Genomic DNA, 13,779 nt, shown 5'->3' on the forward strand with positions numbered 1-13,779 from the left:
CTGGGTTTTTACCGAATCTACGGATGACCACAAGTCTTTTCGTAAAAACCCCGGTTTCTGAACCTTGATTCGTAAGTCTTATTCAAATTTTGCCTAGTTCAAAAAACTCTGGAAAAAATGCTAAGGACAACAAGATTCAAGTTGAAAATTGCCCAAATATTAATTTTACGAGGGAAAGAACCGTGACAATTGCTAGCGTTAACCACTTGGAAAAGGATGAAGCGAATTTTAAGTTTTGGGTTGGTAATGCCCGCCTAAATGCACAATTTTTATTTGGTGTAACAGCGCTTGTCGGTCACATCTGGCACGCTTATCGCGCCGGTTTGAATAGAAGCTGAAGGCGATTTAAGTCAGAAACAAAGTTTCTTTTTACTTTGTTTCTGACTTAAATCTGTTTCCAATTTGTGTATACTTTGAGAAATTACCCTATGACTGTTGTTATTTACGGCTTCTGTATCAGTATTTTGATGCTCGTGTTTTTGTGGAGTGCTTGGCTAGCATTGCGAGAAGGATTCCAGCAACTCCGGCGACTGCATCAAATTCCTTGTTCCAATTGCGAATTTTTTACGAATGACTACCGTCTCAAGTGTACGGTGCGGCCGTGCGTTGCTTGTACTGAGGATGCGATCGGCTGTACTGACTTTGAACCAAAGACTTGTTTTGCCAATTCTTGCCAGCAACATTGCTCTAGAGCTCACAAAGATTATGCCGGAAAACAGACAATTAATCCTTCTATTCCACCTTTAGAAACCGGAATTAGGATCTAGTAAACTCCCCCTGACAGAGGGGGAAATTATAACAATTATTGGGATAAATTAGTGATGAATATATACAGCAGCAACTCACTCAAAGTCGAACTTAACCAGAGAGGATGTCGCCTGACTCCCCAGCGAGAAACAATTTTGAATGTGTTTCAAAATTTGCGACAAGGCAATCATTTGAGTGCAGAAGAATTATACAATATTTTGCAAAGTCAAGGAGAAAAAATAGGCTTGTCTACTGTCTATAGAACGCTGCACTTATTGGCAAGAATTAGTATTTTGCGCGAACTAGAATTAGCAGAAGGACACAAACATTACGAACTGAATTTACCGGAATTGCATCACCACCACCATCTGGTTTGCATTCAGTGTCACAAAACCTTTGAATTTAGCGACGACTCAATTGGAAAAATTGGTAAAAAGCAAGTTGAAAAAGCTGGTGTAGAACTGCTCGACTGTCAGTTAACTGTGCGTGCGGTTTGTTTGGAAGCGCTGCGGGAGGGATGGCCTTCTTTGCTACCGAGCAATTGGTTGTGTCCGAGATATCATTCGGAACTAGAGCAGGAAATGAGTTGAGTCAAATACGCTTGGGTAATTGGTAATATCACGTCCAATAGACGATCGCATCTTAAACGGTTTGTAGTGCGGACTTAAGTCCGCTTTCATAACGAACTAATGTTATTGCGGTCAATCGATCTGACACGAGATAATTCGTTATTTCCGTCTAGTTATAATAACCAACTACTAACAACGTTCGATCGGGGGGAGAGCACTAATGACTAGCCTTCGACTTCGCTCAGGCTAAAATAACTAATAACTCATAACTAATAACTCATAACTAATAACTCATAACTAATAACTCATAACTAATAACTCATAACTAAGAGGGCGGGCACGGGGGCACCGCCCCTACCAACTAATGACTAATGACTAATGACTAATGACTAATGACTAATGAATTCCCCTGTACTCAAGCAGCCTCAGAATCACAACGTTCGTGTTCCATACGAAATACGTTAGCGTACAAACTAGCAACAATTTGTTTGCCTTCCTGCGTCAACTGCAAGTAACCAAGGGATTCGCTGATGTGAGGATAAATTCCGCTCCAATAAAACTTTGAGTAGCTTTGCAGCAAGTCCCCCGGATGCCGGCAGCCCAAAATTTTAGTAGCACCGATTTCTTCCAACTCGTAAAACAGGGCACCAATTTTCTGTAAATATTGCGGGTTGCTGAACTGACCTATTAAGTCAGCACCGCGAACTAAAGAATAATTTAGTGTATCTTCATCAGTGTTGCCGTCAAGCACCGAGAAACGAGTTTGTTCTATGTTCTGCTTAATTATCTCGGCATTAATTAGCTTGTGGTTGCCGAAACGCTCGTCAATGAACAGTTTTGCTCTGTCAACTCGGTAAGGAGCTAGGCTGGCGGCTGTTGCACCGGGAGGTAGTGCAATTCTCATGCCATCTTTTCCCGTAGCGTACAATCCTTCTGATACTTGGTCTTGTCGGCAGACTCCTTTGACATATCCGATGTCTTGACACAGTAAAGAAATGATGTAGTGGAGCCAGTTTTCGCAGGAAACTCCGCCCTTGCGAATGTGTTTTCCCCGCAAGATTTCTTGACCTACTAAGGTAATGCAAATGGCGTGTTCTACATTGTGATAAAGAGCGTCGCTGTTGGCGATGTTTTCTAATGCCATTGCTCCGACCCAGGCAATAATGTCGGCATAGTCTGATTTGTAGCCTCCGTAGGTGCGGCTGTAACCGTTTTCTAGTTGTTCAATGAAAGCCTCGATCAGCAGTTCGGTGGAATTAAACATACTCTATTATTTTACCTTAATATTGCCTTTTAAGATTGATTGGTGCACCGAGTTTGAGTTTCTTTAATTGTAGGGAGGGGATTTTAATTAAAGGCTTAAATCTAATTCACGCTATGTGAATTGTTTGTAATTCTATGAAAGCAGTTATTTCAAGTCTTTCAATCAAATCAGTATTGGAATGACACCCGTCTCCGCCGCACTGCAGAGAGCAGTCTGCTGATATTTTTTAGCTTTTCTGATTTTTTTTAGACTCTCAGAATTAATTGCGTGTTGTATTTTCTGGAACACAGTTTGATTAATCTTACCGGATTTCCAAATGTTGAAGTAAACTTCGGAAAATGTCTGTTCGGGAATGTAAGCTTTGGTTCTCATCTCCTGCGGTTAACTCAATGTGTATCTCTAATTATCCGGCAATTTTAGATAAGTTTATGTGATATGGATCGGGCCCAGACTGTGATGCGATCGCGCGCACTCGGTTGACGGGAGTCTGCCGAAGATGGTGAGGCGATCGAAATATCGACCGTCATAAAACCGTCATAAATTTGGCTGACGGCTGTGATCCCCATTAAATTTGAGCTTGAATTAATTAATAATATGCCACACATTAGGCACTCGCGGGCGAGATCCTCGTCCCAACTTCCTTGCTTGCTGGAAGTTCGATCGCCCGTACTCGCAAATTCCTTGCCAAAAAAAGTCTAGTAGTGTACTATATGGAGTCTGGTATCCTCACTTACCCATAATTATTTTCATATATCCCGTCCCTCCTGAAGGGAAGGGACTTTCAGTGCGGATGCCGCAAATCACTATATTCAGCAAAAAGCTAGAAATGCCGTAACTCATGCCCACTATTCAGCAACTCATCCGTTCAGCACGGGAACAAACGCAGAAAAAAACCAAATCGCCAGCTCTCAAGAGTTGCCCCCAGCGCCGCGGAGTATGCACCAGAGTGTACACGACTACCCCGAAAAAACCCAACTCGGCGCTGCGGAAGGTGGCTCGGGTACGGCTGACTTCTGGTTTTGAAGTGACAGCCTACATCCCCGGGATTGGTCACAACTTACAAGAACACTCGGTAGTAATGATCCGGGGCGGTCGGGTAAAAGATTTGCCCGGAGTTAGATACCACATCATTCGCGGTACATTAGACACCGCTGGGGTGAAAGACCGCAAGCAAGGTCGCTCCAAGTACGGTGCCAAGCGTCCTAAAGAGAAAAAATAGCACTGACGCCCGATCGCCGGGGATGAGCCAGCAAAAATTAAGTTCGATCGCCGATCTAAAATTTGAACTCACAACCCCAAATTCAATCAATCAAAATCAAAAAACCCCAATAAAACTATGTCTCGCCGCACAGTTATTCAAAAACGTCCAGTTCCGCCAGATCCAACCTACAACAGCCGGTTGGTAAGCATGATGGTGAGACGGATTATGCAGCACGGCAAAAAATCCGTGGCCTCCAGCATCGTCTACGATGCCATGAAAACCATCCAAGAACGCACGGGAGCCGAACCGTTAGACTTGTTTGAAAAAGCAGTCAAAAATGCTACACCCCTGGTCGAAGTCAAAGCCCGCCGGGTAGGTGGCGCCACCTACCAAGTGCCTATGGAAGTGCGTTCCGATCGCGGAACCACCCTCGCCCTGCGCTGGCTGATCAGATTTGCTCGCGCCCGCACCGGCCGCTCGATGGCCGCCAAGCTGGCTAACGAACTGATGGATGCAGCCAACGAAACAGGCAGTGCTATTCGCAAGCGCGAAGAAACACACCGCATGGCCGAAGCTAACAAGGCTTTTGCTCACTATCGGTACTAAGCCAAATCGGGCATGGAGAACAAGCCGGTCGTGCGGTATGAAAGCATCGAGTGAGGGATTGGCAAGCGTAAGTTTTGGGTGTTGAGATTGCTTCTCTTGGCGCAGTGGCGATCGCCCAGGCAAACTCAAAACTCCGAAAATCAAAAATTTACGCACTCTGTGAATCCTCCATCTCGCATACTTAATATTTTTGTAAACAAATGTTGCAAAAAATATTAAAATGTAACAATAAGCTCCATATACTTATACGGTAAGTGGCTGGGAGTGCAAAATCGGGTTCTGTGTAGTATAATAGTATTATAACAGCAACACAAAATCAAGGAGGTAGCTGTGGCACGTACCGTCCCGCTAGAAAAAACTCGCAACATCGGCATCGCCGCCCACATTGATGCGGGCAAAACAACAACAACTGAAAGAATTCTGTTCTATTCAGGCATGGTTCACAGAATGGGTGAAGTGCACGAGGGAACAGCAGTCACTGACTGGATGGAGCAAGAGCGGGAACGGGGAATCACGATTACTGCCGCTGCTATCACCACCAGTTGGAAAGATTACAAAATCAACATCATCGACACTCCCGGACACGTAGACTTCACGATCGAAGTTGAACGCTCGATGCGAGTGCTCGACGGAGTGATCGCAGTGTTCTGCTCGGTAGGCGGAGTGCAGCCGCAATCCGAAACAGTTTGGCGCCAAGCAGATCGGTACAAAGTACCCCGGATCGTGTTCGTCAACAAAATGGATCGGATGGGTGCAAACTTCTACAAAGTTTACGGCCAAATTTGCGATCGCATGAGAGCGAACGCCGTACCAGTCCAAATCCCGATCGGCAGCGAAGAAAACTTCCGGGGAATTGTAGATTTAGTGGAAATGAAAGCCTACATCTACAACAACAACACCGGCACCGATATCGAGGAAATAGAAATCCCCGATGAGGTAAAAGAACTCGCGGCAGAATACCGCACCAAGCTGATCGAGTCTGTAGCAGAAACCAGCGACGCCCTCACGGCAAAATACCTTGAAGGCGAAGAGTTAACAGAAGCGGAAATCCGCTCGGCCCTGCGTGCGGGCACAATCTCCGGGGCGATCGTCCCCATGCTCTGCGGTTCAGCATTCAAAAACAAAGGCGTTCAGCTTTTGTTAGACGGAGTTATCGACTACCTGCCGTCGCCCTTGGAAGTTCCCCCGATTCAAGGACTGCTGCCCAACGGCGACACCGCAGAACGACACGCAGACGACAGCGAGCCCATGTCAGCCCTGGCATTCAAAATCATGGCAGACCCCTACGGCCGCCTGACCTTCGTTCGCGTCTACTCAGGTATCCTCAAAAAGGGCACCTACGTCCTCAACTCCACCAAAGACAAAAAAGAGCGGGTTTCTCGCTTAATTGTCCTCAAAGCTGACGATCGGATAGAAGTTGACGAACTCCGCGCCGGAGACTTGGGAGCAGTCTTGGGTTTGAAAGACACCTTCACCGGCGACACCCTCTGCGAAGAAGGATCGCCAGTGATTCTGGAATCCCTGTTTATTCCAGAACCAGTCATCTCAGTGGCTGTCGAACCCAAAACCAAACAAGATATGGAGAAGCTTTCCAAAGCCCTCCAGTCGCTCTCGGAAGAAGACCCCACCTTCCGAGTCAACGTTGACCCAGAAACCAACCAGACAGTCATCGCCGGCATGGGCGAACTGCACCTGGAAATTCTGGTAGACAGAATGCTGCGGGAATTCAAAGTAGAAGCCAACGTGGGTCAGCCGCAAGTAGCCTACCGCGAAACCATTCGCAAAGCCGTCCGCGCCGAAGGTAAATTTATCCGCCAAAGCGGCGGTAAAGGTCAGTACGGTCACGTCGTGATCGAAGTAGAACCCACCGAAGTCGGAACCGGCTTTGAATTTGTCTCCAAAATTGTCGGCGGCACTGTACCGAAAGAGTACATCGGCCCGGCAGAACAAGGGATGAAAGAAGCCTGCGAATCAGGTATTGTAGCAGGATATCCCGTGATCGACCTTAAAGCTACTATGGTAGACGGGTCTTTCCACGACGTAGACTCCTCAGAAATGGCATTTAAGATCGCCGGTTCAATGGCGATCAAAGAAGCCGTGATGAAAGCGTCGCCAGTGCTGCTAGAGCCTATGATGAAGGTAGAGGTTGAAGTTCCCGAAGATTATATCGGGAACGTCATCGGCGACCTCAACTCGCGTCGGGGTCATATCGAAGGTCAAGAGACGGATCAGGGAATTGCCAAAGTTTCTGTCAAGGTTCCCCTAGCAGAAATGTTTGGTTACGCCACCGACATCCGCTCGAAAACCCAAGGTAGAGGCATCTTCACAATGGAATTCAGCCATTACGAAGAAGTGCCGCGAAATGTGGCGGAAGCCATTATCGCGAAAAACAAAGGGAACTAATGATTTTGGATTTTAGATTTTGGATTTTGGATTGAATCCAAAATCTAGAATCTAAAATCTCAAGTCTAAAATCGCTAAAAAAAACAAGGAACAGATCGAGAATGGCACGCGCAAAATTTGAACGGAATAAACCCCACGTAAACATCGGCACCATCGGTCACGTTGACCACGGCAAAACAACTTTGACCGCCGCGATTACGATGACTCTTTCAGCATTGGGTCAGGCTAAGGGTAAGAACTACGCCGACATCGACGCTGCGCCAGAAGAAAAAGCACGGGGTATTACGATTAATACCGCTCACGTAGAATACGAAACCACAGAGCGTCACTACGCCCACGTGGATTGCCCCGGACACGCTGACTATGTGAAAAACATGATCACCGGTGCTGCTCAAATGGACGGTGGCATCCTAGTAGTGTCAGCAGCAGACGGCCCCATGCCTCAAACTCGCGAACACATCCTGCTAGCTAAGCAAGTTGGCGTTCCCAGCTTGGTGGTCTTCTTGAACAAAGAAGACATGGTGGATGACGCTGAACTTTTGGAATTGGTAGAAATGGAAGTTCGCGAACTTTTGAGTTCCTACGATTTTCCTGGCGATGACATCCCCATCGTGACTGGTTCTGGCTTGAAAGCTCTAGAAGCGATGCTTGCTAACCCCAAGACTGTCAAGGGCGATAATGAGTGGGTTGACAAGATTTACAAGCTGATGGAAGAAGTAGATTCTTACATCCCTACTCCAGAACGCGAAATTGACAAGCCTTTCTTGATGGCGGTTGAAGACGTATTCTCGATTACTGGTCGGGGTACTGTGGCGACAGGTCGGATCGAGCGCGGCAGAGTTAAAGTCGGCGAAACAGTCGAAATCATTGGTCTTAAGGACACTCGCAGCACTACCGTGACTGGTGTGGAAATGTTCACCAAGTCCTTGGATGAAGGCATGGCCGGCGACAACGTGGGTCTACTTCTCCGGGGTATTTTGAAGGCTGATATTGAAAGAGGCATGGTAATTGCCAAGCCGAAGAGCATCTTGCCTCACACTCAGTTTGAATCTGAAGTGTACATTCTGAAGAAAGAAGAAGGCGGCCGTCACACGCCCTTTTTCTCTGGCTACCGCCCTCAATTCTACGTCCGTACAACAGACGTAACCGGTACAATCATGCAGTTCACTGCTGATGACGGTTCGGAAGCTGAAATGGTGATGCCTGGTGACCGGATCAAAATGACGGTGGAACTGATTCACCCGATCGCGATCGAACAAGGAATGCGCTTCGCCATCCGCGAAGGCGGCCGCACCGTGGGTGCAGGCGTTGTTTCCAAAATCCTCAAGTAGGAATCCGCGCTCCGCTTTAAATAGCAGAAAAGCCTAATCAAATTTAGTGGCTTTTCTGCTATTTAGTGATGAGTCATCAGTCAATCGATTTTAGATTTTAGATTTTAGATTTTAGATGGACTTCCCGCATTCAATCTAGAAGCTTCAACAGCAGTCTAAAATTTTAGGAGTTCCAGAACTCAAGTCGGGGGATATCAGTTTTTGGGCACGGTCATTAGTCCGCAGTTAGTTGTTAGCAAAAAAACTGACAAGTAAAAACTAATGACTAATGACTACTGACTAATGACTACTGACTAATGACTACTGACTAATGACTAAAAATAAACTGAACCTAGAAAATTAAACAAAAAAATGGCAACAATTCCACAGCAAAAAATCCGCATTCGCCTCAAAGCTTTCGATCGCCGAATTCTAGACGCATCCTGCGAAAAGATTGTAGATACAGCCAATCGGACAGCCGCCACTGCGATCGGCCCGATTCCCCTACCGACAAAACGACGGATTTATTGCTTGCTGCGATCGCCCCACGTAGACAAAGATTCTCGCGAACACTTTGAAACCCGCACGCACCGACGCATTATCGACATTCACCAGCCTTCTGCTAAAACAATTGACGCTTTGATGAAACTGGATTTGCCAGCCGGCGTAGATATCGAAGTCAAGCTGTAGATTGACGAATGTTAAATACAAAAAGAAGGAGCAATGGAAAAATACATTGTTCCTTCTTTTTGCTGAAAGTGCGATCTAGAGTAATCAGTAGTCAGTAGTCATTAGTCATCTTGCCCGAAGAGCGAAGCCGAAGGGTAGTCATTAGTCATTAGTCATTAGTTTCTCAATAAATTTGTATAATTAATCTAAACTTTGCACTGTGTAGGAACGCTAAAAAAAATCATTTTAAAGTGGCTATCATAGCTTTTTATGTTGTTTCTTTAACAAAAACATAATTTTTATCATTTTGAAAGCATGACGGCTTGTTTGAGCTGGTAGGGGTGGCTGGGAGAATTGACGATCGCCCGCCGTCGATCCCGGAGCCCGCGTAAAAGCCCGATCGCCCCTGTTCCCCGCCCCGGAATGACTCAAATCAGTTAAAGTAAGAAAAATAAGCGCAAGTACCGTCACCTTTGAGCGACAATGGCATCCTCTTCCTCCTCCGCAGTTCGCGAACTCCCCTTATTTCCGTTGCCGGAAGTGGTTCTATTTCCAGGTAGACCACTGCCGCTGCAAATCTTCGAGTTTCGCTATCGAATCATGATGAATACGATTCTTGAGGGCGATCGCCGTTTCGGTGTACTCATGTGGGACCCCAACCAAAACAAAGTCTCAGCCGTTGGCTGTTGCGCCGAAGTAATTCACTGTCAGCGCCTCCCGGACGATCGCATGAAAATCATGACTCTCGGACAGCAGCGGTTCCGAGTCCTCGACGCCGTTCGGGAAAAACCCTATTTAGTCGGTCTAGTAGAATGGATTGAAGACGAACCGCCACAAACAGACCTCAGACCTTTGGGCCAAGATGTCGAACAACTGCTGAGAGATGTAGTTCGCCTCTCCAGCAAATTGATGGATCAGCCGATCGACCTACCCGAAGATATTCCCAGTTTGCCCACAGAATTGTCTTACTGGGTAGCCAGCTACCTTTACGGCGCAGCCACAGAACAGCAAACTCTTTTAGAACTGCAAGATACTGCTGCGAGATTGGAACGCGAAACCGAAATTTTAACTTCTACTCGCAATCACTTAGCAGCAAGGACTGTACTGAAAGATACGCTCAAGTAGCCAATTTGCACAGGCAAAAAATACGCTCGGTTTTGCCTGTACATCAGCCCAAATTGCACACAAATCATATTATTTTCAATTTAAAATCTTCCTATCAAAGATTTTAAAACTGTGAATGAACGATCGACTAAAGCTTTCGATCGCACTACCGAATTCCATTCTTTTTAAGAACTGGTATCTATTTGAGCGGCAAATTCAAACAAGTTCGGATAGGTTCTTTATCGCATTAAATGCTTGTGTTAGAAAATCACGACCAACCGAAACCATACGATGCAGTTAGAGGCGGTCAAATGCCGCCTCCTGTGGGCGGTGTGGTACTCGGCGGGCTAGCAGGAGTTAAACACCGACTGTCGGCTGCAGTCAGCGAACACCGTATTGCGGCGCTGAAGGAAACCTTTAATTACGGCGATGCAGGCTTCAAAATAGCGATCGAGATTTGTCAAAACGAAACAGGCCCCCTGCAGCAGGCGGCCTGCGATTTAGTTCGAGAGAGGCTAAGCGCGATCGCCCGCGAAAAATTACAAGCCTTCGTACCTGTAAGCTTAGATTCAGAAACAGGGACAGATAAAACTCAAAAAATATTAAACAACTCACCCAGTGCAGTCTCAGAAAAAACTAGCGATCGGCAGTTGTCAGAAGCAAAATTAATATTTGAGACAATTCTGCAGCAAATGCAACCAAATTTGCTGCTGTTAGAAGCATTAGTATCCTCTGTAAAGCGCGAAGAATTTACCAACGAATTGATGAATCTTTGGGATTTGTTGATCTCAGAAATTCAAGAACCTCTCAAAGAATTGCGTCAGGCTGTTGGTAGCGCAATTTCCGCCCAACTCCGCATTCAGTGGCAGTACAATCAAGCTGAATCTCAAGCCAATCAGTGGCAGCAGCGAGCCTTGATAGCACTTCAGAAAGGAGATGAAAACTTGGTTCGCCACGCCTGGGTTCGGAAGCAGCTAGAGTTGGATAAAGTAGCAGAATTAAAAATTGACTTAGACGACCAAACTGTGCGAGTAGAAACTCTCAACCGCAACTTGCTGGCTTTGGAAAGCAAGATTACTGAAGCGAATTCTAAGAAAGAGATTCTCAAGATGCAGGTTCATTTTGCTAAGGTACAGGAGCAAATTAACTGCACTTTCCGCCAAATGAATAATATATTTTTCCGTCCTTAATTGTTTGGATGCTGCGCCTATATAGCAGTTCGAGCGAAAGATGAGGTATTAACCAATTAATCCCTCAATTCTCCAATCTTCCAATTCCTCAATCCCCCAATCCCCCAATCTAAAATCTCAAACTTGTTCGCTCGCGAAGTCGAAGAATCTAAAATCTAAAATCTCAATTCCTCACCTTTTTGAGAAAGGCTATATATTATTGCCCTATCTTACTTTTGTCTGATAAAAAAATGAATCACCCCGCTGAAATCCGTTTCATCATCCAACTTAGCGCCTTCGAGGTTAGCACCGCATAAAATAGCCCCGCTTAAATTAGCACCGCGCAAGTCAGCACCGCGCAAGTCAGCGCCCTCAAAATTAGCTTCATACAACAATGCTCCTTTCAAATTAGCCTGCTTTAGACTCGCTCCCCGCAGTTTTGCGTCAGTTAGATTAGCTTTTGTAAAATCTGTATTGTCCAAGCAAGCATCAATGAGGTTGGCTTCGATTAGGTTAGCTTGGCACAGTGAGGCACCGGTCAAATCCACACCGATCATTTTTGTCTGGATCAAATTGGCTTTGTTCAGGTTGACCAGCATCATTTCAGATCCTGTCAACCTTGAAAAAGTTAAATCTGCTTTGCTAAGGTTTGCCCCATTTAGTTTGGTCATTACTAAGCAAGCATTCTTGAGAAATGCACCTAGTAAGTTTGCCGAACTAAGGTCTGCTAAAGTTAAATTGATTTCATTCAAAGTTGCACAGGCTAGATTAATCTGAATCAGGAAAGCTTCTCGCAAAGAAGCTTCTTTTAAGTTTGTTTCGTGAAAATCTCTTTCTCCGGCTGCATATCGCTTCAGAATTTCATCAGCATTCATGTCGCTAGCCTCCTAAGTGGTAGCTAAAATTATACTACTGATAGTACAGTGTAGCAGCCGAAGATTTTTAAAGTTTCTGTGTGATTTTTGAGTTCTTCTACTGCCGATCGCACTAATGTAGAACCAGCATCCGCTTCAACATCCGTAAAAAAAATATATTCTCCGAGCGATCGCTTAGTCGGTCGAGATTCAATGCGACTTAAATTAATACCGCGACTGGCAAATACTTGCAAAGGTTTTACCAGCGATCCCGGCCTATTGGCAGGTACACTAAAAGCTAGTGACGTGTGAGTGCAATTAGGCGTTGTCTCTAGATGCGACGGGGATGCTGATTTCGTGGCGGATTGAATTGATGAGTCGTGGGATGTTGCAGCGTTTCCCAATTTTCCTGTATTTGGGCCTAGTACCCAAAATCGAGTGTAATTGTCAGGATAATCATTAATCGGGCTCGCTAGCACGGGCAATTTGTAGAGTTCGGCCGCTCTTGGGGAAGAGATTACCGCGATACTTTTATCTTCTAGGTACTGCAACGCTTCCGTGGTTGAATTTGCCGGAATCAACTCAGCCGCCGGGATAAACTTTGCCAACCACAACTGACACTGAGCTAGGGCTTGCGGGTGAGAGTAAACTTTTTGAATCTCGTTAAAATTTTGAGCATTGGACAGCAGCGCGTGGGAAATCGGCAAAACCAAGGCGTGTTGAATGCGGAGTGCATCCAGCCGCCACAGGGTGTCTAGGGTGACAGTCACACTGCCCTCGATCGAATTTTCGACCGGCACAATTGAAAGGTCAACCAGCCCAGAGGCAGATGCCTCTAGTGCCTGAGAAATGGTGGAATAAGGAGACAGGGTGCATTCGGTGTTAGTTTCGAGACTTAACCAATTGACATAAGCTAGAGCTGCTGTTTCTGCATTCGTACCTACAGGGCCGAGATGTGCGATTGAAATTTTCATAATTAGTAGTTTTATGTTACAAATGTTTGCTTGACTCTCATCAGCCAGCAGGTACGATGAAAAAATTAGCCAGAGTCCCGAAAGCTTAGATCCGTAATTTCTCGGATGACATTGCGGGAGTGCGCGAGCTAATGCCAGACTTATGTCACCTTAAAAAGGTTATAGTTTATTAAGATATGCTTACAAATCCTATATATTAATATTTTCTCATGTATATCCGATTTAATTCTTCGCAATCCGTTGAGATCGCCGTACCAGATGAACGGGTTCCCATTCAACATTATCTGCGCCAGCCGAGGCGACTGGTGAACGCCTTAGTCGATCGCACTCGCACAGAGCAACTAAGCGATGACTGTTTCCGCCTGAAAATGCGGCCGTTACAATTTATGATGCTGAACATTCAACCCACGGTAGACATGAGGGTGTGGGCGCAGTCAGACGGCACAATCAATTTAGAGTCCGTGGCTTGCGAAATTCTCGGAGTGGGCTACATAAACGATCGCTTTGCTCTCAATCTTAAAGGACAGCTTGCTGCACACCAAAGTAGCGGGCTAACCTGCTTGAAGGGAAAAGCCGATTTGGAAGTGCAAGTAGAATTACCGCCGCCCTTCTGGCTGACACCGAAACCGATTTTAGAAGCAACGGGCAACGGTTTGCTCAAAAGCGTGCTGTTGAGCGTCAAACAGCGGTTGATGCACCAGTTGCTCTTAGATTACCGCCGGTGGGCAAGCAACGAAATAAACGTAATATCGAGCGATCGCCCTCAAATCTTATCTCTAGAAGGGTAATTTTGTGCTAGAGAATCGGTGAATTAATTTACAGCGATATTTGGCAAAAAATCGGCTTAATTGCAGAAATATTAGTTAAACGGTCGAATATAGCAGTTCGAGTGACAGATGGGGTATCGAT

General features: G+C 45.8%; 14 protein-coding genes. 10 read left to right on the forward strand and 4 right to left on the reverse strand.

The genetic code is table 11. The annotated features are described in order from the left end of the window. The first annotated feature begins 428 nt into the window (after nucleotides 1–428). Together AACV78_RS05255 and AACV78_RS05260 are read left to right on the forward strand one after the other, a co-directional pair. A complete protein-coding gene (locus AACV78_RS05255; RefSeq protein ID WP_228042085.1) occupies nucleotides 429–767 on the forward strand; it encodes a hypothetical protein in 339 nt (112 codons plus the stop codon). A gap of 54 nt (nucleotides 768–821) precedes the next feature. Next, complete coding sequence (locus AACV78_RS05260; RefSeq protein ID WP_194011391.1) at nucleotides 822–1,337, forward strand: ferric uptake regulation protein; 516 nt, start codon at nucleotides 822–824, stop codon at nucleotides 1,335–1,337. 394 nt (nucleotides 1,338–1,731) lie between these two features. On the opposite strand, the gene AACV78_RS05265 is transcribed toward AACV78_RS05260, so the two are convergent. Together AACV78_RS05265 and AACV78_RS05270 are read right to left on the reverse strand one after the other, a co-directional pair. Next, on the reverse strand, nucleotides 1,732–2,580 hold the full coding sequence (locus AACV78_RS05265) for an Npun_R2479 family HD domain-containing metalloprotein (protein WP_194011390.1): 849 nt from the start codon (nucleotides 2,578–2,580) through the stop codon (nucleotides 1,732–1,734). A gap of 416 nt (nucleotides 2,581–2,996) precedes the next feature. After that, entirely contained in the window at nucleotides 2,997–3,146 is a 150-nt protein-coding gene (locus tag AACV78_RS05270) for a hypothetical protein (protein ID WP_194011389.1), read from the reverse strand. 272 nt (nucleotides 3,147–3,418) lie between these two features. On the opposite strand from AACV78_RS05270, the gene rpsL reads away from it, so the two are divergent. From rpsL to AACV78_RS05305, 7 genes are all read left to right on the forward strand, one after another. Next, nucleotides 3,419–3,799 (forward strand): 30S ribosomal protein S12, encoded by a 381-nt coding sequence (rpsL, locus tag AACV78_RS05275; protein ID WP_006632197.1) that lies wholly within the window; start codon nucleotides 3,419–3,421, stop codon nucleotides 3,797–3,799. 117 nt (nucleotides 3,800–3,916) lie between these two features. Then, nucleotides 3,917–4,387: a 30S ribosomal protein S7 gene (gene rpsG / locus AACV78_RS05280; RefSeq protein WP_106150481.1), complete on the forward strand. Its 471-nt coding sequence runs from the start codon at nucleotides 3,917–3,919 to the stop codon at nucleotides 4,385–4,387. Between the two features lie 330 nt (nucleotides 4,388–4,717). Then, nucleotides 4,718–6,790 (forward strand): elongation factor G, encoded by a 2,073-nt coding sequence (gene fusA, locus AACV78_RS05285; protein ID WP_194011388.1) that lies wholly within the window; start codon nucleotides 4,718–4,720, stop codon nucleotides 6,788–6,790. A gap of 101 nt (nucleotides 6,791–6,891) precedes the next feature. Beyond that, entirely contained in the window at nucleotides 6,892–8,121 is a 1,230-nt protein-coding gene (tuf, locus tag AACV78_RS05290; RefSeq protein ID WP_194011387.1) for an elongation factor Tu, read from the forward strand. Between the two features lie 351 nt (nucleotides 8,122–8,472). Beyond that, complete coding sequence (gene rpsJ, locus AACV78_RS05295) at nucleotides 8,473–8,790, forward strand: 30S ribosomal protein S10 (RefSeq protein WP_194011386.1); 318 nt, start codon at nucleotides 8,473–8,475, stop codon at nucleotides 8,788–8,790. A gap of 462 nt (nucleotides 8,791–9,252) precedes the next feature. Beyond that, nucleotides 9,253–9,894: an LON peptidase substrate-binding domain-containing protein gene (locus AACV78_RS05300; RefSeq protein WP_194011385.1), complete on the forward strand. Its 642-nt coding sequence runs from the start codon at nucleotides 9,253–9,255 to the stop codon at nucleotides 9,892–9,894. Between the two features lie 230 nt (nucleotides 9,895–10,124). Then, nucleotides 10,125–11,063: a PspA/IM30 family protein gene (locus AACV78_RS05305; protein ID WP_194011384.1), complete on the forward strand. Its 939-nt coding sequence runs from the start codon at nucleotides 10,125–10,127 to the stop codon at nucleotides 11,061–11,063. Nucleotides 11,064–11,272: 209 nt separating this feature from the next. On the opposite strand, the gene AACV78_RS05310 is transcribed toward AACV78_RS05305, so the two are convergent. Together AACV78_RS05310 and pheA are read right to left on the reverse strand one after the other, a co-directional pair. After that, nucleotides 11,273–11,917, reverse strand: coding sequence for a pentapeptide repeat-containing protein (locus AACV78_RS05310; protein ID WP_194011383.1), 645 nt, complete (start codon nucleotides 11,915–11,917; stop codon nucleotides 11,273–11,275). Nucleotides 11,918–11,946: 29 nt separating this feature from the next. Continuing rightward, entirely contained in the window at nucleotides 11,947–12,870 is a 924-nt protein-coding gene (gene pheA, locus AACV78_RS05315; RefSeq protein ID WP_194011382.1) for a prephenate dehydratase, read from the reverse strand. A 209-nt stretch (nucleotides 12,871–13,079) separates the two neighbouring features. Between pheA and AACV78_RS05320 the strand changes: the two genes are divergently transcribed. Further along, a complete protein-coding gene (locus tag AACV78_RS05320) occupies nucleotides 13,080–13,658 on the forward strand; it encodes a DUF1997 domain-containing protein (protein WP_194011381.1) in 579 nt (192 codons plus the stop codon). Nucleotides 13,659–13,779: the final 121 nt, after the last annotated feature.

The organism is Tychonema sp. LEGE 07196 (genome assembly GCF_963890365.1).
In the GTDB taxonomy this organism is placed as follows: Bacteria; Cyanobacteriota; Cyanobacteriia; order Cyanobacteriales; family Microcoleaceae; genus Microcoleus.